The organism is Empedobacter sp. UBA5987 (assembly GCF_002429865.1).
GTDB lineage: Bacteria > Bacteroidota > Bacteroidia > Flavobacteriales > Weeksellaceae > Empedobacter > Empedobacter falsenii_B.
The window spans coordinates 1-24153 of the sequence record NZ_DJBB01000039.1 but is presented as its reverse complement, the minus strand read 5'-3'; the positions used below and the strand labels follow the sequence as shown (position 1 = coordinate 24153).

At 29.6% G+C, this 24153-nt stretch carries 19 protein-coding genes and 1 pseudogene; 9 read left to right on the top strand and 11 right to left on the bottom strand.

Features of this window, described 5'->3' with window-relative positions:
- Positions 1-2: 2 nt before the first annotated feature.
- From B3J26_RS05995 to B3J26_RS05985, 3 genes are read left to right on the top strand one after another with little or no spacing between them, the layout of a single operon-like run.
- Complete coding sequence (locus B3J26_RS05995) at positions 3-3140, top strand: type I restriction endonuclease subunit R (protein ID WP_291073765.1); 3138 nt, start codon at positions 3-5, stop codon at positions 3138-3140.
- 3 nt (positions 3141-3143) lie between these two features.
- Positions 3144-5414: an McrB family protein gene (locus B3J26_RS05990; RefSeq protein WP_291073763.1), complete on the top strand. Its 2271-nt coding sequence runs from the start codon at positions 3144-3146 to the stop codon at positions 5412-5414.
- A 4-nt stretch (positions 5415-5418) separates the two neighbouring features.
- Entirely contained in the window at positions 5419-6681 is a 1263-nt protein-coding gene (locus tag B3J26_RS05985; protein ID WP_286495919.1) for an McrC family protein, read from the top strand.
- Positions 6682-6734: 53 nt separating this feature from the next.
- Here B3J26_RS05985 and B3J26_RS05980 read toward each other — a convergent pair whose 3' ends face one another.
- From B3J26_RS05980 to B3J26_RS05950, 7 genes are all read right to left on the bottom strand, one after another.
- Positions 6735-7940 carry an IS256 family transposase gene (locus tag B3J26_RS05980; protein WP_219035089.1) on the bottom strand — a complete coding sequence of 402 codons (1206 nt, stop codon included), beginning with the start codon at positions 7938-7940 and terminating at the stop codon, positions 6735-6737.
- 153 nt (positions 7941-8093) lie between these two features.
- Positions 8094-8414, bottom strand: a complete 321-nt coding sequence (locus B3J26_RS05975; protein ID WP_286495918.1) for a hypothetical protein — start codon at positions 8412-8414, stop codon at positions 8094-8096.
- Positions 8415-8434: 20 nt separating this feature from the next.
- Positions 8435-8740, bottom strand: a complete 306-nt coding sequence (locus B3J26_RS05970) for a cyclic-phosphate processing receiver domain-containing protein (protein WP_286495917.1) — start codon at positions 8738-8740, stop codon at positions 8435-8437.
- Between the two features lie 30 nt (positions 8741-8770).
- Entirely contained in the window at positions 8771-9037 is a 267-nt protein-coding gene (locus B3J26_RS05965; protein ID WP_291073760.1) for a hypothetical protein, read from the bottom strand.
- Positions 9038-9188: 151 nt separating this feature from the next.
- The gene (locus tag B3J26_RS05960) at positions 9189-9590 is read right to left on the bottom strand and encodes a hypothetical protein (protein ID WP_286495915.1); all 402 of its coding nucleotides are present in this window, start codon (positions 9588-9590) and stop codon (positions 9189-9191) included.
- Between the two features lie 57 nt (positions 9591-9647).
- Positions 9648-10892 carry a PD-(D/E)XK nuclease family protein gene (locus B3J26_RS05955; protein ID WP_291073758.1) on the bottom strand — a complete coding sequence of 415 codons (1245 nt, stop codon included), beginning with the start codon at positions 10890-10892 and terminating at the stop codon, positions 9648-9650.
- Between the two features lie 10 nt (positions 10893-10902).
- Positions 10903-11787: a helix-turn-helix transcriptional regulator gene (locus tag B3J26_RS05950; protein WP_286495913.1), complete on the bottom strand. Its 885-nt coding sequence runs from the start codon at positions 11785-11787 to the stop codon at positions 10903-10905.
- A gap of 83 nt (positions 11788-11870) precedes the next feature.
- On the opposite strand from B3J26_RS05950, the gene B3J26_RS05945 reads away from it, so the two are divergent.
- From B3J26_RS05945 to B3J26_RS05935, 3 genes are all read left to right on the top strand, one after another.
- On the top strand, positions 11871-12224 hold the full coding sequence (locus tag B3J26_RS05945) for a hypothetical protein (RefSeq protein WP_286495912.1): 354 nt from the start codon (positions 11871-11873) through the stop codon (positions 12222-12224).
- Positions 12225-12315: 91 nt separating this feature from the next.
- Positions 12316-12921, top strand: coding sequence for a DUF6088 family protein (locus tag B3J26_RS05940; RefSeq protein ID WP_286495911.1), 606 nt, complete (start codon positions 12316-12318; stop codon positions 12919-12921).
- Position 12922: 1 nt separating this feature from the next.
- On the top strand, positions 12923-13921 hold the full coding sequence (locus tag B3J26_RS05935; RefSeq protein WP_286495909.1) for a nucleotidyl transferase AbiEii/AbiGii toxin family protein: 999 nt from the start codon (positions 12923-12925) through the stop codon (positions 13919-13921).
- Between the two features lie 72 nt (positions 13922-13993).
- On the opposite strand, the gene B3J26_RS05930 is transcribed toward B3J26_RS05935, so the two are convergent.
- Positions 13994-14905: an IS481 family transposase gene (locus B3J26_RS05930; RefSeq protein ID WP_291073755.1), complete on the bottom strand. Its 912-nt coding sequence runs from the start codon at positions 14903-14905 to the stop codon at positions 13994-13996.
- 276 nt (positions 14906-15181) lie between these two features.
- Between B3J26_RS05930 and B3J26_RS05925 the strand changes: the two genes are divergently transcribed.
- Positions 15182-16966, top strand: a complete 1785-nt coding sequence (locus B3J26_RS05925) for a metallophosphoesterase family protein (RefSeq protein ID WP_291073753.1) — start codon at positions 15182-15184, stop codon at positions 16964-16966.
- Positions 16967-17109: 143 nt separating this feature from the next.
- Here B3J26_RS05925 and B3J26_RS05920 read toward each other — a convergent pair whose 3' ends face one another.
- On the bottom strand, positions 17110-18183 hold the full coding sequence (locus B3J26_RS05920) for a phosphatidylinositol-specific phospholipase C1-like protein (RefSeq protein ID WP_291073751.1): 1074 nt from the start codon (positions 18181-18183) through the stop codon (positions 17110-17112).
- A gap of 295 nt (positions 18184-18478) precedes the next feature.
- Between B3J26_RS05920 and B3J26_RS05915 the strand changes: the two genes are divergently transcribed.
- Both B3J26_RS05915 and B3J26_RS05910 read left to right on the top strand, forming a co-directional pair.
- Positions 18479-21532: a SusC/RagA family TonB-linked outer membrane protein gene (locus tag B3J26_RS05915; protein WP_291073749.1), complete on the top strand. Its 3054-nt coding sequence runs from the start codon at positions 18479-18481 to the stop codon at positions 21530-21532.
- A gap of 17 nt (positions 21533-21549) precedes the next feature.
- Positions 21550-23313, top strand: a complete 1764-nt coding sequence (locus B3J26_RS05910) for a RagB/SusD family nutrient uptake outer membrane protein (RefSeq protein ID WP_291073747.1) — start codon at positions 21550-21552, stop codon at positions 23311-23313.
- Positions 23314-23380: 67 nt separating this feature from the next.
- Here B3J26_RS05910 and ytxJ read toward each other — a convergent pair whose 3' ends face one another.
- A complete protein-coding gene (gene ytxJ / locus B3J26_RS05905) occupies positions 23381-23713 on the bottom strand; it encodes a bacillithiol system redox-active protein YtxJ (RefSeq protein WP_291050775.1) in 333 nt (110 codons plus the stop codon).
- A gap of 294 nt (positions 23714-24007) precedes the next feature.
- Positions 24008-24153, bottom strand: a pseudogene (locus B3J26_RS05900) (integrase core domain-containing protein); the annotation flags it as partial.

The window sequence follows — 24153 nt, the reverse complement described above, 5'->3', positions numbered from 1 at the left end:
TCATGAAATACACCGAATCACAATTAGAGCAAGCTTTTATTAACCTTCTTGAAACAGAAGGTTATCACTATATCAACGGAAAAGAATTAACAAGAACATCAAACCAAGAAGTACTGTTGAAAGAGGATTTACGTCTTTTTCTTTTCAACAGCTATCCTGATTTAGAAGAAGTAGAAGCTGAAACGCTAATTAATGAATTGGCTTATCAAGCCACTTCTACCCTATACGAATCAAATAAATCAATATGTAAACTCTTAGCTGATGGTTTAATTTTTAAACGAAATAATCCCAGCAAAAAAGACTTGCATATTCGCTATATTGATATCAATACGATTGAAAACAATACATTCAAAATCATCAACCAATTGGAGATACAAGGATCAGAATTACGTATTCCTGATTTGATTTTATATATCAATGGTATTCCTGTTGTGGTTTTTGAATTTAAAACAGCTATTGAAGAAGAAATAACCATTCACGATGCCTATAAACAATTGACGACTCGTTATCGTCGTGATATTCCTGAATTAATGAAATACAATGTGTTTTGTGTAATCAGCGATGGCGTAAATAATAAATCAGGTACAATCTTCTCGCCTTACGAGTTTTTCTATGGTTGGAATAAAATAACAGGAGACGAAAAGAAAGCGTTGACAGGAATTGAAACCACAACTTCTATTGTGCATGGAATGTTGAATCAAAATCGATTGATTGATATTCTGCATCATTTTATTTTGTTTCCTGATAATTCAAAACATGAACTGAAAATCTTAACACGCTATCCGCAATATTATGCAGCAAATAAGTTGTATCAAAATATTGTAGTGCACCGCAAACCAGAAGGTGATGGAAAAGGTGGAACATATTTTGGTGCAACAGGTTGTGGTAAAAGTTATACCATGTTGTATTTGTCGCGTTTATTGATGCGTTCGACCGATTTTGCAAGTCCTACGATTATCATTATCTCCGACAGAACTGATTTGGATAATCAATTATCTACAGATTTTACCAATGCCAAGAAATTCATTGGCGATGAAAATATTATTAATATTGAATCAAGAGCGGATTTAAGAGATCGTTTGCGCGGAATTGAAAGCGGTGGAGTTTATTTAACAACCGTTCAAAAGTTTGCCGAAGATGCAGAAATTCTATCCAATCGTACCAACATTATTTGTATTTCGGATGAAGCCCATCGTTCGCAAGTCAATTTAGATTTAAAAGTTAAAATTGATGAAGATAAAGGTGTTACAAAATCTTATGGTTTTGCTAAATATTTACACGATTCTTTACCGAATGCGACTTATGTTGGTTTTACAGGAACACCGATTGATAAGACTTTAGAAGTTTTTGGAGATGTGGTCGATCAATACACAATGTTTGAATCGGTTAACGATGAAATTACGGTTCGTTTGGTCTATGAAGGTCGAGCAGCAAAAGTGAATTTAGATTACAATAAAGTTCAAGAAATTGAATCTTATTATGAAAGTGCAGTAGCTGAAGGCGCGTCGGAATATCACGTAGAAGCCAGCCAAAAAGCCATTGCCAATATGGAAGTGGTTCTAGGCGATACCGACCGTATAAAAGCCATTGCAAAGGATTTTATCGAACATTATGAAAATCGTTTAGAAGAAAATGCTACTGTTGCAGGAAAAGTAATGTTTGTATGTGCTTCAAGAGGAATTGCTTATAAATTGTATCAAGAAATATTAAGTCTACGCCCTGAATGGGGAGAAATAATACAGTCTGAAGGTTTAAGCGAAAAAGAACAAAAGGAAATCAAACCGATAGAGCGTGTTAGAATGATTATGACACGTAACAAAGACGATGAAAAGGAATTGTGGGATTTATTAGGTAGCAAAGAGGATCGTAAAGAATTAGATCGACAGTTTAAACAAATCAAATCCAATTTCAAGATTGCGATTGTGGTGGATATGTGGTTAACAGGATTTGATGTTCCATTTTTAGACACCATCTACATTGACAAACCTTTACAAACGCATAATTTAATCCAAACAATCTCTCGTGTCAATCGCAAATACGAAGGAAAAGACAGAGGTTTGGTTGTGGATTATATTGGGATAAAAAAGAACTTGAATAAAGCGTTGGGAATGTTCAATAATCAAACGGCTGATGATGATTTTGAAGATCTGAACCAAGCCGAAACTATTGTTCGCGATCAAGTTGATTTATTGCGTCAGTTTTTCCATCAATTTGATACGACTTTGTATTATCACGGCAATCCTGTAGAGCGATTAAACTGTTTGAATAAAGCATCTGAATTGGTTTTACAAACCGAAGAATCTGAAAAGTTCTTTGTTAATATCACAAAAAAACTGAAATCAGCTTATAATTTGGTTAGCGGATCTGAATTATTTACACCAAAAGAAGTTGATGAGATTCATTTCTATTTTGCTGTAAAATCAATTGTGATGAAATTGACCAAAGGAGAAGCACCTGATACCGCTCAAATGAATGCTAAAGTAGCAAAGTTAGTCGAAGAAGCCATCATTTCGGAAGGTGTAGAAGAAATCTTTAAACTAGATGATAATAAAGCTAATGCGATTGATTTATTCAACGATAAATTCATTGAGAAAATCTCGAATTTGGAACTGCCGAACACCAAAATTAAAATATTAGAACGTTTATTAAAGCAAACCATTAGCGATTTTAAAAAGGTAAATAAAGTCAAAGGTCAAGATTTTTCGGAGCGTTTACAAGCCATCATCAACCGTTATAATGAACGTAGCGAAGGTGATATTTTGGATTATGAAGGGATTCAGTTTGATACTGCCGAACAAATGTTGGATTTAATCATCAAACTTCGTGTTGAAATGGATTCGTTCCAAGATTTAGGTATTGATTATGAAGAAAAAGCCTTTTACGACATCTTGGATATGATTTGTAAACAATACGGTTTTGAATTCGACAATGACAAAATGCTGGAATTAGCTCGTGAAATAAAAATAATTGTAGAAAATACAGCTAAATATCCTGATTGGAGTGACCGTGATGATATCAAAGCGCAATTAAAAATGGATATTATTATCAAACTCCATGAGTTTGGTTATCCGCCAATCACTCAAGAAGATGTTTATAAAAACGTATTGGAACAAGCAGAGAATTTTAAGAAGAATAGGTAGATAATGAATTTAGAAATAAAAAAACGTATTGATCTAATAGATAACCCTGATGTTATTCAATTATTTTTTGAATTACTTAAAGATTTAATCGAAAAAACAAATATCTCGAATGATGATGAAAGAATAGCATTAAATATTAGAAACGATGATAAAAAACGATTTTCAGTAAATATCAATAGTCGTCTCGTATTAATGATTAATAATGAGATTTTAGCGGTAATGATTAATGACGATGATTTACACCAAATTAGTCATCTGAATATTTTTAATAAAGAAATTTTTGAAAAACAGAATAATGCTTCATTAGTATATTTTAATTATCAGACAGTACATGATAATATTGAATTAATACAACCACTTTTTGTAAAAAGTTGTTTAGACTATTTACCATTACAATCTAAATCTCAATATAGAAGATATCATATTGATGAGCTATTTAATATTGCTATGAATGATTCTTTGTTAAATGAATATCTAAATAATGTTATTATTGAAGATTATTTAAAATTTAATGAAATTATTAATAATTTAAGAGTTTATTTATTAGGTGAAAATAATATTCTTAAAGATTTTAAAATTACTGAAGTAAAGGATAATTCTAGATGGGTTTGGATATCTGATAATCAAAATATGATTGGTGATACTATTGCACATTATGAAATAATATCAAGAAGAAACAAAATATATACTGAAATTCATTTTGAAGGTAATCAAGAATCAAAAGATAATTTTTATCAAAATATAAGTTCACTTGCCGAAAATATAGAATGGTTTACTTGGCAAAATTCAAAAAGTATTAGATTTAATAAAGTATTCTCTTTTGACGAAGAAAATTTAATTAAAAAACTTGCGGATTCTTTATTGTATTTAGAGGAAAATATTGGAGATAAAGTTAGAGAAATAATAAATACTATTCATTCACAATCAACTATAAATAAAAAACTGATGGAATTCCCTCTAAACCAAATCTTATACGGACCTCCTGGTACAGGAAAAACATATAATACAATTAATAAAGCAATAGAAATAGCTAATCCTGAATTTAAAGTTGATGAATCATTAGAAGAAAAAGATAAAAGAAAGATTATTAAACAAGAGTATAATAGCTTGGTTGAAGAAGGTCAAATTGTTTTTACAACCTTTCATCAAAGTATGACGTATGAAGACTTTATTGAAGGTATAAAGCCAGAAACAAAGGATAATAATGTTATTTATAATATTAAAAATGGACTTTTTAAAGAAGCTGTAAGTAAATCTATTGATAATTGGAAAAAATCTACATCTGGAACAAAACAAACAAAACCTTTTGACAAGGTATTTCAATTATTAAAAGATGAATGGGAAGAAAATCCAATGATTGAATTTCCCATGAAAAGAGAAGGAAATGATTTTAAAATTCTGGGATTTTCTGATAGTTCTATTAGTTTTCTTAAGGCAAGTGGAACAAATAACCATACATTAAGCATTAATACTTTAAGGGATTTGTATTATGGAATAAGAGAATTTCAAAATCAAGGAGTTGGAATTTATTATCCTTCAATAGTTGATAAATTAAACTCCTATGATGTAGATTTTGAATCTGAATCAATAAATAGTGATATTAAAAATTTTGTTATTGTAATAGACGAAATAAACAGAGGAAATGTATCACAGATTTTTGGTGAATTAATTACATTAATTGAAGAAGATAAACGATTAGGAAATGACGAAGCAATTGAAGTTACTTTACCTTATTCGAAAGAGAAATTTGGAGTCCCGTCTAACCTTTACATCATTGGAACGATGAACACAGCAGATCGTAGTGTTGAAGCACTAGACACTGCTCTTAGACGCCGTTTTGTTTTTGAAGAAATTCCTCCAAAATATAACTTAGAAGGTTTACAACAAGATTTATTTGGATTTACAGCATCTCACCTATTAGAAACAATTAATAAAAGAATTGAAAAATTACTAGATAAAGATCACCAAATTGGACATGCCTATTTTTTAAATAAAGACGAAAACACAATTGTCAATTCTTTTTACAAAAATATTATTCCTCTTTTACAAGAATATTTTTTTGGTGATTATGGGAAAATTGGATTGGTTTTAGGTTCTGGATTTGTTGATGTTGATAATCAAAATCAAGAAAATCAAAGAAAATCAATTTTTGCAAGTTTTGGATATGAGGACGATATTTCAGCTTATGAAGAAAGAAAATCTTATAAAATCTTAGGCTTAAATGATGAAGACTTTGACTTTGGAAGTGCAATCAAATTATTAATGAATCAATAGAATTTTGACTAAACAAAATCTCATCACTGTATTTGAACATGAAAAACTTTTCTTTAATCTAAAAAATGAGCAAGAAAAGCAACTTCATGATGCTTTAGAAATTTACCATGGTCACCAAACTCCTTTCTTTAAATTGATTAGAAATGGTGTGCAATTCAATGAACATGTAGGTATTATTCAAATAGGTAAAACGACCATTGAAGTTTTACCAAAAGCAGATAAGTCTGGTGAAGAAAAATGGCGTGATTTATTGATTGGAATGATCAAAACAGTTTGGGGATTTGATGTTAAATCAACGGGTTCAAGTTCATTGAAGTTAAAATCAAATTCAATTTTAGAGCTTTATTTTGAATTGTTTATTTCAAAAGTAGAATACTTACTTCATAGAGGTTTGATTAAAAGATACCGTAAAAATGAAGGAAATCAGACTTCATTAAAAGATGCTTTACAGTTCTCAAAACATATTGCTCATAATTTGGTTCATAAAGAACGTTTTTATGTGTCTTATACGCAATATTCTCAAGAACATACAATACATGAAATTCTTTTTAAAACCATAAAACTTTTAGCTCATATAAATTCCAACTCTCTTTTAAAAGGAAGAATTGGTGCATTGACTTTAGACTTCCCTGAAATGAAAGAGATTAAAGTAAATGAATCTACATTCAAAAAAATAGTTTTTGACCGAAAAAATCAGCATTATAAAACTGCTTTAGAAATTTCTAAATTATTATTGTTAAACTATCATCCTGATATTTCCAAAGGTCGAAATGATATATTGGCTTTAATGTTTGATATGAATAGTTTATGGGAACAGTTTATTTTAGTGACGTTGAAAAGAAAATTAAAAACACATCTTGTTTCATCACAAGTAACAAAGAGTTTTTGGAAACCAACTTCGGGATATTCATCAAAAATGCGACCTGACATTATTTTAAAATGTAAAGAATCTCAAGAGAATTACGTCTTAGATACGAAATGGAAGAATCTTAACGGTTATAATCCATCGCCTGAAGACCTTCGTCAGATGTATGTATATCATCGATTTTATCAAGCTAAGAAAGTAGCACTTGTCTATCCTTCTGATCAACATTTCATTCAGAACGGAAATTACTACAACTCTAATAATCAACTTGAAATGTCAGATAAAGAATGTAGTATTATGCAAATTGCTACATCAACGGATATTAAAACTTGGCAAGAGGAGATTGTGAAAAACATATCGAAATTGTTTTTATCAAAGAGAGATTCTAACTCTATAAATTAAAAAGACACTGTCCAAAATTTTGTGTAAATATATTTCAGTTGGGTTTGACTTTTTTATAGTTGAACCCTTTTTTCAAATATAGTTAAAAATTGATTTAAAATTATTCCCCAATTATGAATTGGTTGTGTCCATTTTTTTGAGATTTGCATTAACGATAGATAAACTGACTTTTTGAGCGCGTCATCTGTTGGGAATACTAGTTTATTTTTGGTATATTTTCGGACTTTTCCATTCAAATTTTCGATAAGGTTGGTGGTGTAAATAATTTTTCTGATTTCAATAGGAAAGTCAAAAAATACAGTTAATTCGTCCCAATTATTTCTCCAAGATTGCATTGCGTAGGGATATTTTTGAATCCATTTTTCTGCAAAACGATCTAATTCTAAAGCAGCCATCTCTCTGTTTGGCGCATTGTAAATGAGTTTCATGTCTGAGGTAAATTCTTTTTTATCCTTCCAGACTACGTATCGAGCAGAGTTTCTAATCTGGTGAACCACGCAAATTTGTGTGTTCGCTTGAGGGAAAATATTGGTTATAGATTGTGTAAATCCGTTTAAATTATCAGTTACTGTAACCAAAATATCTTCTACGCCACGCGCTTTTAAATCCGTCATCACACCTTGCCAAAAAGCAGCAGATTCGTTCTCTCCAAGCCACATTCCAAGGATTTCTTTGTGACCTTCACGGTTTAAACCAACAGCTAGATAAATCGTTTTATTGATTACTTTTCCGCCTTGACGAACTTTAAACACAATGCCATCCATCCAAACAATGCAATAAATAGATTCTAGAGGACGATTTTGCCAATCCAAAACTTGACTATTTACTTTATCAGTAATGATGGATATTGCTGATGTAGAGAGTTTATAGCCGTATAATTCGTAAAGTTCCTGCTCAATATCCGAAACACTTAGACCTTTAGCGTATAACGAAATAACCATATTTTCAACAGAAACTGATTTGGATTGATGTTTTGGGACAATAATTGGATCAAAACTTCCTTCTCGATCTCGAGGAACCTCTATTGTAGATTCCCCATATTCGCTTTTTAAACGTTTTGAAGTTGTGCCATTACGTGCATTGGAATTGTCACTTTTCTCATTTTTTGAGTAACCTAAATGGGCTTCAAGTTCGCCTTGTAGCATGGCTTCTAATAAATCAGAATGCAATTCTTTTAATAATTTACTTAGATCTTCTTGGGTTTTGATCCCTTCTAAATGACCTTGATCTTGGATGAATTGGGCTACAGATTTTTTCATAATAAACTGTGTTTTATAAATTTAATAAAATAAATAAGGTGAGTTACTAAACCCACCTTAATTTATGTTTACACAGTTTTTTGGATATTGCCATTAAAAAATAGTAAAGCTGATAATAAATTATCAGCTTTACATTAATCACTTTTTGAAGAATTATTTCTCTAATAAATATCGAATTTCTATTTCGTAAGTACCAATTTCGGCAAGAGGCTTTTCTTCAATATTCATAACCATTGAAGCTTGATTACCAATTCCTTTCTGAATTGCATCATGAATCAAACCAATTTCATCCATTGTTACTTCCCTAGATGGGTCATTTTTTATATTTAAAATAATTAGGTTTTTGAATTTATTCTCAAGTTGAGCATCAATGAAAAATGAATTCATTTCATCAATTATTTGTTCTATTGTCCCAATAAAGGATTTTTTTAAACCGTTTTCTAATACGTTTTTTTCAAGTTCTTCGTTCATCATTTTTTATTTTTATTAATATATTATTTGTTTAGTTTTCGAAAATTATAAAGTAGTTTTTCAATATTCTCTTTTCCTACAGGATTTTGACTATGTACAGTAAAATTTGGGATTGTAAGATTATGATCTAAACAATATTCGACCAAAAATTTCGCACAATCATAACCCGTTTCTTCGATTCCTAAATCGTGATCAAAAGATATAAAGTCAGGAATTCCGTTATTCAGAATATACTTTACGAACTCCTTAAAAGAGTAAACTCGCAAATATCCGTTTGGAGTTGGACGCAAATCGTCAAGATATAACTTTACCAATACATTGTTCTTCATTTTCAGCATATCTTTTATTTACCAATTCCATTAAATGTTTTTTTTATGCCGTTCTTTATAAGCTAATTCATATTGTTGCAACTTAATTAATCGGGTTAATTCTTCTTGATTATATTCTTTTTGATTTTCAATTTTATCTATCATTCTTGATTGATAATTCTTTTGATCAAAATACCTATAAATATCCTCGAATAACTGAAAATTATTTACAGTAATAGATTCGTTTAACACATAATTCCAAAGTTTAATTTGTTCATAATAAATAATACGTTCTACTTTCCGAATTTGTATGTGCAAATTTCTCGCTCTCGAGTAACATCTTATTTGTAAAGCGTATTTTTTTTCAGACTGTAATTCTGTTTTCAAAAGCTCCAAATGTCTTATCTTAATAGTATCCATACTTTTTAAAAGATTAATTAAAAGACCATTTTTAATCAAAAAAGAGCTACTAATGAAGCTCTTTTTCTGATATAAATTTTCTTAATTGTTGAAGTTCATTAATTTTAATCGTTGATTTTTCGAGATTATCTTGTAAAAAAAGATCATCTATTTCTTTATTAACAATTGATAATTGAGCTAATATTTTACCGTATAACAACGATTTATAATTAAACTGATCAAAGTATTTGTAAATTTCAATTAGATAATCAATACTATATGTGTTTACTTTTACCGATAAAGTATAATTCCAAAGCTTGTTTTGTTCTTGATTGATTGTATTATTTATGTTTTTAAGCCTGATATGACAATCCCTTGCTTTTGCATAATTCTTACAATAAATCGCATGTTTTTTATCAACTTGAAGTTTTGCTCGAATAAATTCTAAATATTTGATTTTCTTTGTTTCCATAGTTTTAAAAAAATAAATTACAAGCAAGTTTTTTCAACGTCTAAAAACCACGGCTAATTATTTTACTTCATTACTAATTTTTTGAAACAATTCAATCACATCATTGTTATAGGTATATTTTTCTAAAATAGCCGATAGTTTATTCATCAGAATCTCCGAATTATTCGCAATTTCCCAAGCCGCTTCTTCTTCAGTTTCAAACTTGATGTTATCTTTTAAAACCATAGCATAATTGCTGTCATTATCCAAATATTCAAAATCGTTAGAAAAAATATGCTCAAACTCATTTTTATAATTATTTTTATGGGTGTAAAAATTCTTTTTCCATATTCGTAATCCTTCTAAGGGCTCGTAAATAAAACAGATTTGCCCCCTTTCTCCTAAAGTCCATCTAAAGTCATTATGGTATTTAGCATCATAATAATCTCTACTAAAATTAAATTTACTTGAATAATAATTTATTTGACATAATTTATCTGAGAATAAGTTTAACCATTCTCCTTTTAAATCATTAATGTCAGCAAGAGTTTTATTCAACGTTTTCCAATCTTCTTTGTTATTATTTTCTTTAAAGTAATTATTTAAGTTTTCCATATAAAATTTATTTTTTAGTGATTGTATTTCCCAAAATTGGATGTAATTCTTTAAAAAGAATTTAAACCAACTATTCTCTTCAAGTTTATCAGTACATTCTGTTAACCAATCTCTTAATTCAGTAACAAATGACCAATTTGTTATAAACTCTTTTGATTCATCCAACTTTTGATAATCTAAACTAATATTTTCGGGTTTTTCTAATGATAATTCTGTGTAAGTTTTTTCGCTAAATCCGCTGAGATAAACCAAATGTGATATATGCTTATTTTCAGCTTTATTTAAATCATTACCATGAAATGTGTAAATATGATCATACCAATAGCGATATAACTGATTTGCCTGATCTTTCGCTTCATTGGATTTATTCTCAATCACTACAGAAATTCTTTGTGGAATTGTTGCTTTGATCACAATGTCAGCATTCTTATCTTCTGAGGTAATTTCCCAATTGTACTTTATATTTTCGTCAAAATCAATTTCTATTTTCTTTAGAAATGAATTTAAAAATAAAGTTCCTAAACCGTGATTTGCAGAAGGATTTAAGAAATATGCAACAATTTTAGAGTGTTTTGTTTCTGTAATTCCAAAAACAGAATGCATAAAATCAAATGCATTGAAGTCGTCACCTTTTGTTTCTTTTTCACTCCATTGTTTTTCTATTGACTTATATTCTTCAATAAAATTGGTTATTAATTCATTGTTCATTTATAATTTTTTAAAGGTTCTTTTTATATTTTTTGTATAAATTATTTACAGTATTTTTAAAATCTTCTCGATAAATTTCTGGTTCTAAAACTTCACAGTTATCTCCAAATTTTAAAATTTCCATTTTCAATTCATGTGTTGGATGAACAAATAAATTGATCGTAAATGTATCAGCTTCTTCTTTGATAATTTCTTGAGAATGATGCAAAGGCAAAGATGTTAAATAATTGAATTGCGTATTGTCAAACCGTAAAACAATATTCACAGGATTACCATAGTTTTCAATTCCAAAAGCGTGTTGATACATTTCGTCTACATCATAATCAGCTGGAGAAAACTTTTCGTCTAATACTCTGAAATTTGATATTCTATCCAATCCATAATTTCTTATTGCTTTTTTTTCAAGATCATAGGCGATTAAATAGAATCTTTTCATTGCTTCTTTTATCGCAATTGGCGCACATGTTCTTTTTGTTGCTTCCTTCCAATAACTATTCAGTGTAAATGATAAAACATGCTTATTTTCTATGGCTTCAATAATATCAGTTAGATATTCTGTACCTCTTGTTTGCTTTTGCTCCAAATGTATATATTTATTTACATTTTTAGATTGTTGCAAAATATTCATTAAAGCAATAGATTCTAATAATTTATCTTTATAAACGTCGTCAATTACTTTTTCAATCTTATATACTCTTAGACTTTTATCGTATTCTATTTCATAACCAAACAACTCTTCAATACTCTGAAAATCACGTCGGATTGTTTTTTCATTTCTAACATAATTTGAATTTAATCTTGATAAATAATCCTGAATCTCAACCATTGTTGATGGTTTATTTTTAAGAAATCGAATGACGTTATACATTCGTTGTATAGAATAGCTATTTGACATAAAAATCATTTCTACAAATATATTTATTGACTCGTACATTTTATGTCCTATCAAGAAAATAATTTTGAAATAAAATTTAATATATGTCACAAATTATTCAAAAAGGAAAAGAGTTAATCAGAATTAATCCTTCCAACAAAAATGAAATTCAGTATTCCGTTAACAATGGAGAAAATTGGAACAGAAGATCTTTGCAATCAGATGATTTTACTTTTTTATTAGATTGTGGAGAAGAATTATTAGCGATAACCAAAAATGGAAAACAAATTTCTTATTCTAAAAATAATGGAGAAAATTGGTTTAAAAGAGGAGTTGCAAATTCAAGCTTCAATGAATTTCACAATTTAACTTTAAATGGTTCAGAAATTTTAGCAACAACAGACAAAGGATTATATTACTCAAGAAATAAAGGGGAAAATTGGAATCTGAGAAATTAATCTTATAATCACAACAGAATAATCCTTATTGTGAATTATTTATTTTGTCACAAATTTTCATTAAATTTGTGACAAATATTACAATAAAAATATGATAGAAACATCTAAAAATAAGATACAAACAAAGATTTCAAAATCATCATTTGGCGAAATGTTTTTTTTAGATGATTTTTCAAAATATGGTTCTTCAGATAATATCCGTAAAGTACTCTCTCGTTTAGAAAATGAAGGTTTAGTTGAGCGTTTAACTCATGGTATTTATCTTAAACCTAAAAAAGATTTGCTATTAGGAAAGATTTATCCGACTATAGATGAAATTGCTAAACAGATTGCTAAACGGGATAAAGCTCGTATTGCGCCAACAGGAGTTTTAGCTTTGTATTTATTAGGTTTAACAACTCAAATTCCTTTGAAAGCTGTTTACTTGACCGATGGTTCGCAACGCGAAATAAAAATAGGAAATAGAACTATTCAATTCAAAAAAACAGTTCCTAAAAGCTTTGCTATTAAAGACGAATTATTACACTTGATTGTTCAAGCTTTTAAAGAAATAGGGCAAAAAGAAATAACAGATGATTTTTTAAATCAAATAAAACCTTCAATCCTTCACCTAAACGAACAAGTTATTCAAAAACAATTGAAATATGCACCTGTTTGGATTCAAAAAATAATCAATAATCTTTATACAACTCGTTAATATGTGGATTAATCTAACTAAAGAGCAACAAATACAAGTTCTGGATCAAACGGGAATTTCAAAAGGTTTACCTGCCTTTGTTGTAGAGAAAGATTGGTGGGTTTGCATTTTATTAAAAGCTATTTTTCAATCTCAATATGCGGATTCAATTATCTTTAAAGGAGGTACATCATTAAGTAAAGCTTATCATTTAATTGATCGATTTTCTGAAGATATTGATCTAATTATTGATCGACATTTATTAGGATTTGATAAATTAAATTCAAAATCTCAGATTAAAAAATTGCGAAAAGCTTCAGGTGGATTTATAATCAATGAGTTTAGAGAAGAATTAATTCGACAATTAGATCAATTAGAAATTAGCAGAGATTTATATGAAATCAAATACAACGATCATGTTGATGATACGAGTGATCCCAATACATTAGAAATTCATTATCATTCAGTAGTACCTGTAAGCAATGCTTATATTCAACAAAGAGTTTTATTAGAAATTGGGGCTCGTTCCTTAACAGAGCCATCTGAAACAAAATCTATTATTTCTTTCATTGATGAAAATTATAAAGATTTACCTTTTACCGAACCTAACTTTAATGTCCAAGTAGTAATTCCAACACGTACATTTATAGAAAAGGTTTTATTACTTCATGAAGAATTTTCTAAACCAATTGATAAAATCAGAACAGATAGATTAACTCGTCATTTTTATGATTTAGATAAAATGATGCAAGCAGGTTTTGGTAAAAAAGCGATAGCTGATGACAATTTATTTCAGACTATTGTAAATCATCGTAAAACTGTAAATCCATTAAGAGGTTTAGATTATTCAAATCACGAAAAAGGAAAATTGAGCATTATTCCGCCTGATGAAGTTCTTTCAAAATGGGAACAAGACTATAAAACAATGCAAGAACATATGATTGTTGGAGAAAGTTTGAATTGGTCAAATTTGTTAGATCAAATAAAAAAGATTCAAGAATTATTTAACCAACAAGATTAAATTGTAATAAATAAGACTGATTCTTTTATCGGATATTGTTGTACTTCATGACTTCGTAGACTTTAAATATAATTATTTTAGTTTAAATTTTAGTATTTCATAGGGTGTTTTTCCTTTAAATGAACCATGAGGTCTATTGAAATTATAAAAGTTTTCCCATTGCTCTAATTTTTGATTTAAATCCACATCATCTGTGTAATTTAAAAGCTGGTAAAATTCTTTTTTATCTGTTAAATGAGATCGTTCAACTTTTCCATTCAACTGAGGTGTTCCTACCTTTATAAATCGGTGTCTCATTCCTAAATCTTGAATATGCCAATGAAATTTTGATTGAAATTCATGTCCGTTATCTGTTTGAATTGTATTAATTCTGAAGGGAAATTTTTCTACAACATAATTTATGAAATCAATTGAACTTAATTGATTGTGCTTTTCACAGATTTTAAGTGCTCTAATTCGAGTAGCATCATCAATCACTGTATATTGAAATCGCTTGATTTTAGTACCATTTACATCATGGAAAATTAGAGATTTAACATCAACTTGTACATGATGACCAGGCGTTTCTTTTTCATATCTTATACTATGCATAGCTCTTCTAGTTACTTTTCTGTCTAACCTAGTAACATTATTACGCTTTAGAATACGATAAACACTTGATTCTGATATAAAAATATCATGATAACGTTCTAAATACCATTTAATTCGCCAAGTCCCTAATTTATACTCTTTTCGAAGTTCTAGTACTTTATTTACAATCTCTTGCTTAATTTGGTTAGGAAAAGTACGAGGAATTGTTTTTTTTCTAAGTAAACCTTCTTCTCCATGTTCTTCATATGCTTTTTTCCATTTGTAAAATGTACTCTTTTTAACACCATAAAATTTATAAGCTATAGCATTATTTCCATATTCTTTAGCATATTTTAAAACTTGTATTTTTTTAATATAAGTTAAATAATTTTGGATTTCTTTGGTCTTTTTCATGATCATAACATTATATTAGTTTTTTACTAATTTAGTCTACGATGATTTGACGTACCTACACATAAGGGCTAAAATCATCTTAACGTTACATTCAATTATTTTCTTAACGTAATAGATTTAATGCCGGATTCTTTTAATTCGTATTCAGAAATAAATTTTGTCATATTGACTTTAACATTAAAACTTATTTCTAAAAACTCAAATTAACTTATCGTTATAAATTTCATTTCAAATAAAACGAATTTAATATTACGTTAGTTTTGCTGTTTTACAGACATGAAAAAACAAATTTTATTTATCTTAATTCTTCTCTTTTCTATATTGAATGCACAAGAAAAAGAAGTTAAAGTAGCCTTTCTTTCTGATGTTCATTTTCAAGATTTGTATGGCAACTTTTCGGATAATGATTTTAAAGGAATTATCAATCCGAAAACAGGAAAAGCAACTATTTTGAGAACGATGGAATCTCAATTGCACTCGACAAGAATTTTTAATGAAAACTATTTTGCATTTATTGCAGCACTAGATGATATTGTATCTAAAAATATAAAAATTGTAGCAATGCCAGGCGATTTTTCAGATGATGGCCAAGCATATAATCTCAGAGGTTTACATAAAATTTTAGAAGAATATAAACGCAAATATAACATGAAATTTTACTTAACAACAGGTAATCATGACCCAGTAGGTCCATTTAGGAAAGATGCAGGAAAAGATGACTTTTTAGGAGAAAATGGAAAACCATTTGGAATTTATAGTAAAGAAATGATAGGAGAAAAACCTTCAAGAATCTATACAAAAGACATTGCTGAGTCGGGATATTTAGAAATTTTAAATGAATTGAAAGACTTTGGATTTTATCCGCAAAAAAATGATTTATTTTGGAGTACACCATTTAATAAAAATCTAATTTCCTCTTATTCTTTTGATGATGCTTTAGTAGCAGCTGATTATACTAAAAGGATGTATGAAGTAGAAAAAGGATTTTCGGTCCCTGACCTAAGTTACGTTGTCGAACCGATAGAAGATGTTTGGCTATTAGCCATTGATGGTAATACCTATATTCCAAAGAATTTAAACGAAAATTCATCTAATCCTTCTAATTATAAGGGTGCAAGTATTGGTTATAACAATGTTTTGACAAACAAGAAACACTTGATAGAATGGGTGAAAAATATTACTGCTGAAGCAAAAAAAAGAAGTAAAACACTGATTGCTTTTACGCACTACCCTATGATTGATTATAATGATGGTGCTTCTTCAGAAATAGAAAAATTATTGGGAGATAAAAAATGGCAATTGGAACGTGTTCCACAAGAAGAGGTTGCAAAAATTTTCTCAGAAGCAGGAATTAAAATTCATTTTGCTGGGCATATGCATATTAATGATACAGGAAGTAAAAAAACAGAAAATGATTTTTTAGTAAATATTCAAGTACCTTCTTTAGCAGCTTACATTCCGGCTTATAAAATTTTGACAATAAAATCAGCTGATAAGATGGAAATCGAAACACAAATCTTAGATGATGTACCTCGTTTTGATGAATTATTTCCATTGTATGAAAAAGAGTTTTTAGCTTTACAAAAAGACAGCAATAAATTAAATTGGAACAAAGATATTTTGAAAACTAAATCGTACAGAGAATTAATGCTTTTTCATCTAAAAGAATTAGTTCGTTTACGAATGATTCCGAATGATTGGCCGAATGATTTTATAGAAAAAGGACAAAACTTGAATGGAGAAGATTTGCTACTTTTAGGTTACAAAGGAATAAATAGAAAAATAATTCAGTCTAAAAATTATAAAAAATGGACATTTGACGATTTAATTCTTGATCTCTATAAATTTCAGTCGGCAGATGAATTGGCGAAAAGAGATATTCCGAAAGAGCGATTGGAACAATATAAAGTGCTGGAAGAATTATTTGCAGAGAATCAATCGAAAGATCAATTTATCTTACAATTGAAAATGTTGTTTAAAATACTTTCACATTTATCGAATGGTGAACCTTCAAATCATTTTGAAATTGATTTTAAAGAAAAAAGAATCAAAAATATATAAGCAATAAAAGCTCATTCAACGAACGAAAAACAGTGATAAGGTTGTGTTTTAAATTACGATTTTAGATTAACGAATAATCCTTGTCAAAATTTTGAAACTTGACAAGGATTTTATTTCAATACATCTTATATAAAAAAGATCATTTACTTTCCTACAACAGGATTTTTTCTTTCGTAAGTATTATCATCGAAACTAATTTTGAAATTAGATTTGAATAATTTACTTGGTTGATAATAATCTGTTGTGATGATTTGAGCACCACTTTTTTTCGCATTTTCAAAACGAGAATAGTCTTCACTTCTAGCTTCCATCGTATCAGCATCTGCTCTTGTGCGGACAATGTAACCTTGTTTTACTAAATTTTTAATTTCATCTGTTTTCTCAGGGTCATTTCTAAATACTATAGCAGATTCTGCTGTTCCTGGAGTTGAATTTGTAAAAATCATTCTGTTTTTTAAAGAAGGATGTCCTTTTGCATATAAATCTCGGTTTGCTCCATTATTATCTAATACAAAAATAAATTTCCCTTTCACATCTTTTACTTTAGGCCAATTTCCTTTGGTAATGGCTTCGTTTAAAGTTTTGTAAGAACCCCTTATATCATCTGGAGTGATGATTTTATTTTTTCCTAAATATTTTCTCAATTCATTATCCAAATCATCAAATAATTTTTCTGTGTAATGTTCAGGCTCTGTTTTAAATTCATTTTCTTTGCCATCTTTTGGCTCTAATGTAATAAATACAGGTGTATGATTAGGATTTGCATCAGACCACTTTTTTAAATCTTTTAAACAATCTTCAAGTGTATAATACCATGTCATATAATCGATATCAGTTATATGGATCATTTTATAACCTGGTTTATTCATTTTTTTGTCAGGATCGAAAGGCTGAGTTGTTTTTACAAAATCTAAAATTTTAGGATGCGCATATTTTCCTCCTTTACTATCTGCGTAAACATCAATTTCTAGATTTCGTAAACCTAAATCTAATTGTTGAGGAATTGGAATATGTTCGTACTGAATTCTTGGTAAAAAATTCATAGAATCTCTTTCTGATAAATAGTTATAAACCTCTGGTAATATAGCTTTCTTATAAGAGTTATGCGAACCAATAACTTGAATTTCATTGATTTTTAAATCTTCTAAAGTTTGTGTTTGCGCCAAAGAAAAACTAAAAGGAAGTAAGTATAAACTAAATAAAATGGTCTTTTTCATTGCTCTAATTTTTATAAGAACCGAAATTACATTGTTTATTCTCAAACAATTTTAAGTTATTGTTAAGTCTGTTTTATAGTATTGTAAATTTTCTGTTTGATTTTCAGGAATGTAATCGATTATTTTACCTTATGGTAATGTTTTGATGATTTTAAATTAAAGTGTTTTTAAAGAGTAGAGGCTTACTTTGTATTCCGAAAAACAAATCAACAGCTAGCTTAACAAAAACCACTGCTGCGACAACAACAGTGGAATCTAAGTTAAGCATCGTAAATGTGATACTTTACTTAATAATATGTACCATAAAATTAAACATTTTAAACTGAAAAAACTAATTCCTTTGGCATTTGTTTTCTTGTATTGTAACAAGGCGGAAGCAAAGGTTTTAAACGACAATTCTAATTTCGGAATACAAGCAGCAGATGCTACTGTAAAAGGAATTGTACAAGACGAGAACGGATTTGCTGTTTCGGGCGCAAAAGTTATTATCGTAGAAACTGGAAAAGAAGTAATAACAGATGAGAACGGTTTATTTTCTATTGAGGCAGAGGTTGGACAAACTTTAACTGTACAATTAGAAGGATTTACCATTCAGAAAGTTGTAATTGATTCGGCAGAAATGACAATCCATATTTCGAGTGAAACAAGTATTTCTGATGAACATGCTTTACAAGAAGTAACGTTGGTTGGATATGGTACTCAGAAAAAATCTGATCTAACAGGATCTGTAAGTCAATTAAAATCTGAACAATTTAAAGAAGGAATGAACATTTCTGTGGATAACTTAATCCAAGGAAAAGTAGCTGGTGTTCGTGTTGTGCAAACAAGTGGAGAACCAGGCGCTGGAATGAATGTTTCTATTCGTGGAGTTGGATCTATTCGAAGTGGTAGTACACCTTTATTTGTTGTAGATGGTGTGCCGTTAAGCAATGAAAATGTAAGTTCTGGTGGACCCAATGTTGGTTTAGGAAGTTCAAGCGCAAAAAATCCATTAAACTTTCTAAACACAAGTGATATAGAATCGATAACTGTTCTTAAAGATGCTTCTGCCTCAGCAATCTATGGAGCAAGAGGTTCTAATGGTGTTGTTTTAATTACAACGAAACAAGGAAAAAAAGGTGATGCACTTTTTACGTATGATACTTACTTCGGTGTTTCGAATGTGATTAAAAAATTAGACTTGATGAATGCTGATGAGTATAGAAACGCCGTAGATCCTTCTTACGATCATGGTGGAAATACAGATTGGCAAGATGTATTGTTTCGTTCAGCAACTTCTCAAAATCATGCCTTTTCATTTTCTAAGAAAACGAATACAGGAAGCTACTATGCATCAATTTCTCATATGGATCAAGATGGAATTATTGAAACAAGTAATTTCAGAAGAACTACAGCTCGTTTAAATGCAGAAGAATCTTTCTTAGACGATCAACGTTTAAAAGTTAAATTCAATTTAACAGCTAGTGATATTAGAGAAACCGGTTTACCAAATGGTTCAAATGCTGGTTCAGATGGACAGTTGGTTATTCATGCCTTAATGGCTAATCCTACACGTTCTGTTTTTGATAAAAATGGTGATTACACAAATTTCAACATGAACGCTCATTACAACCCAATGTATTTATTGAGTAAGTATAATGATCATACAAATACATTTAGAGTTTTAGGAAATGTTGAAGCTACTTTACGTATTCTTCCTGGATTAAATTATAAATTAAATTACGGTATTGACAGATCAACTTCGGAACGTAATACAACGATGTATCCAAACATTACTGATAGAACGCCGAGAGGAATGTACACGCAAAGTAATTTAGAATCGTTGAGTACTTTAGTTGAGCATTATTTAACTTTTGACAAAACATTCAACAGACATAATATCAATTTATTAGCAGGTTTTTCTTACCAAAAATTTAAATTTTCAGGAACTTATTTTGGCTTGACTAATATTGCAGAACAAGGAAGTGGTGTTGCACCAGAGAATAATCCTGGTTATTCTGGAACTGCATTTATTCCAAGTCCTGGTTACGCACAAGAAAATGAATTACAGTCTTACTTTGGACGTGTAAATTATAACTACGATAGTCGCTATTTATTTACAGCATCTTTACGAGCGGATGGTTCTACTCGTTTTGGAAAAAATAATAAATATGGCTATTTCCCATCTTTAGCAGTTGCTTGGGCCATTAATAAAGAAGAATTTTTAAGAGGTTCTTCTGTTGTAAATGAATTAAAATTAAGAGCAAGTTGGGGACAGACAGGTAACCAAGAAGTTCAGAATAAATTAACGCAAGCGAGTTCATCATTATCTTCTTCTGCGGGATATTGGTTATATAATCAAAATGATTTGATTAACGGAGTAATGGTAAACAGAACTGCAAACCCTGATTTGAAATGGGAGGTTGTTGAACAAACAAATTTTGGAGTTGATTTTAGTTTATTCAACAGTAAATTATATGGGTCGTTAGAATACTATAATAAAACAACTTTAGATCCGATTTTAAATATTCCTTCTGGGCCATTAAGTCCAACGAGTACTATTTGGCAAAATGTAGATGGAAAAATAGAAAATAAAGGATTTGAATTGACTTTAGGTTCTCAAATTATCGATCAAAAGGATTTTACGTGGTCAATAGACGTAAATGCAGCAACATTATCAAACAAAGTAAAAGACTTACCTGTTTCCGAAATATATTCAGGACAAATTTCTGGTCCAGGAATGTCAGGTGTTTATGCCAATGTTTATAAAAATGGATACCAAGCAGGATCATTTTATATGCTAAAATATTTAGGAATTGACGAGCAAGGTAAATACATATATGAAGATACTGATGGGAATGGTTCAGTAGGAACTGAAGATAGACAAATTTTCGAAGGTCCACTTCCAAAAGTAACATACGGGCTTAACAGTTATATGCGTTATAAAAGGTTTGATTTTGCATTCTCTTTTATTGGTCAAGCGGGAGGATATTTAGTCAATAATACTAATCTTAATTTAAATATTAACAATTTAGCATCAGATCGTAACTTGTTAAGAGATTATTACACTTCTGGAGCAAGTGCTGAAAATTTACCGCAATTATCATCACTTTATTTAGAGAAGTCAGATTTCTTACGTTTAAATAATGTTCGTTTAGGATATAATTTTGGTGTCGAGCAATTAAAATGGGTGAAGAGTTTAAACCTATATGTAAGCGCTCAAAACTTATGGACAATCACAAATTACAGTGGATATGATCCGTTAATTGACACATCAAAAACTGCATCAGGAAATCAATCATTAGGAATTGATTATGCAACTTACCCATCTGCAAAAACATTTATGGTTGGAGCAACTTTAAAATTTTAATACCAGAATTAATTATCATGAAATTAAAAACAATAAAAATATCTTACCTATTTTTCGCATTACTTTCTGTGAGCATTTTAAGTTGTACAGATTTAGAAGAGCAAGTAGTTGATGAAAGATTAGGATCAGAATCACCAAGTCCAGAAAACGCAATTGCTGCAGCCTATGGACAATTAGGAGACGGAACTTTCGTAGATCACGGAAATGTTTTCGGTTTACAAGAATACTCTACTGATGAAGCAATTTTACCTACACGAGGAAGTGACTGGGGAGATGGTGGAAAATGGAGAGCGTTATCTGAGTTTACTTGGGACGCTTCAAATCCTCAAATAAAATCGACTTGGGATAATTTAAATTTCGGAATAACAAAATCTTTAACTGCCATACAAGCAATAGAGAAAAGTAGTGTTGCTAACAAACAATTATTTTTAGCTGAAGCAAAAGGTTTATTAGCATTTTATACTTATCATACATTAGACTTATTCGGACAAGCTCCATATCGAGATCCAATGGATGTAAATGCAGAAATTGTGGTAAGAAAAGCAGATGTAGCTATTGATGAATTAATTACAGAAGTAGAAGGTATCATACCAAATTTAGCAAATATTGGAGAGCAATCTACACACATGGGAAGATTCACTAAACAAGCAGCTTATGCTTTATTAGCTGATATGTACATGAACAGAGCTGTTTTAAAAAATAGATACTCCAACACTTTCGATTTTAATGAGAGTGCTGTTAGTGGTGGTGTTTCTGATATGGATAAAGTAATTGAATATTCTTCAAATATAATCAATTCAGGACGTTTTAAGTTAGAATCTAATTTCTTCCGTAATTTTGATATTAGTAATGATGACGGAACAGAATTAATATTTGCGGTAGTACAAAAAGCAACTGCAAATAGTTTAAGAAACAGTTCAAACAGTTTTGCATATATGCCTGTTGAACGTGCACAAAAACCTTCTCCAGATAATAGAGGAACTAATGCTACAGGAACGACACCAGAGTTTTACCACAGTTGGGATGGAAATCATGAAGACCCTCGTTTTCACAGACATTACCAATATGAAGATGGAACTTGGTTTATGAATGATGGAACTGATGTTAGTGTTCCTGCTACAAGTTTAGTAGAAGGTACGGGAAAACCTTGGTTTCATTTTAATAGAGGTATTCAAGCAGGTGTTCAATATGGTCCAACTATTTTAGCGAATGGATCTTTTGAGATGGTAAATGGACGTATAAAAGTAAATCAACTAAAAATGGAAAAAAACACCAATTTACTTGTTAATTTTACTCCAGAATATAACTTTGACAATCCTTTGCAAGCTGTTCTTTCTCAAAATCAAATTAACAGAGGAGCGCGTGTATTTAAATACGAGTTTGATCCTAGTTTTGGAAACAATGGAAATGGTAGTGTAAATATTTCATTGTTTCGTTTAGGTGGAATTTATACATTGCGAGCTGAAGCTTATTTCCGTAAAGGAAATACAAGTGCAGCATTAGCAGATATTAACATGCTAAGAACCAGTAGAACAAGAGAAGCATTATTTGGTAATGCGCCAGGTGTTGCAATCACTACTCTTGATGAGGCTACTTTAGTAAAGGAAATCGCTTTCGAAACATATTGGGAATTAGTAAGAAGAAAACAATTAATTCGTTTCGGAAAATTTGAAGAAGCAAGAACTTCAAAATCAGTAACTGCTCCTACAAGAAGAATTTACCCGATTCCACAAGCAACAATTGATGCTTCGAATGTATTTACACAAAATAAAGGGTATTAAGTGATACTGTACCATATGTTTAAGTATAAAAATCTACTTGGTTAACAAGTAGATTTTTTTTTATACATTACAAACTAACCAGTTGATCTAGTTCCTTTTGAATTTCTTCATTTTTTATTTTACGATGTGAAGCATTGTACACACACTTTCCGTCTTTTATTATTAAGATTTGTGGTGATTCGTGTTGAACATTGTAACTACGTTCAATTTCATTAGATATTGGTCTATATGTTAATAAATCTAAATAATTCAGCTCAAAATCGCTTTCCTTTATTATATTCCAAATAATATCGCATAACCCACAAGTTGTACTGTGTTTATAAATAATTTTTGGTTGATTAAAAGACGCTTGATCAATTTGGTCTAAATCTTCTAAACTTGTAATATCTATTTTTTTCATTTTTGTTTCAATTATTTCATCTATAAAATTACATTGAAAAGAAGAAAAAACCTATTCTATTCAATTATTGTATTTTCTTTGTAAATCAAAATATAGTTAATATTAGATTTAAGTAGATTTTTAAAAATACTATATAAAATGTTAAACTTTCATAAATTTTGCTACACCAATAGTACACCACACTCCCCTACACTATTGATAAATAAAGGCTTTTATACTTTCTGCATCGGGAAGTAACACTTATTAAAAATTATGTTATGTCGTACTTCATGACTTCGTAGACTTTAAATATAATTATTTTAGTTTTAATTTTAGTATTTCATAAGGAGTTTTTCCTTTAAAAGATCCATGTGGTCTATTGAAATTATAAAAATTTTCCCATTGTTCTAATTTTTGATTTAGATCAACATCATCAGTATAGCTTAAAAGTTGATAAAACT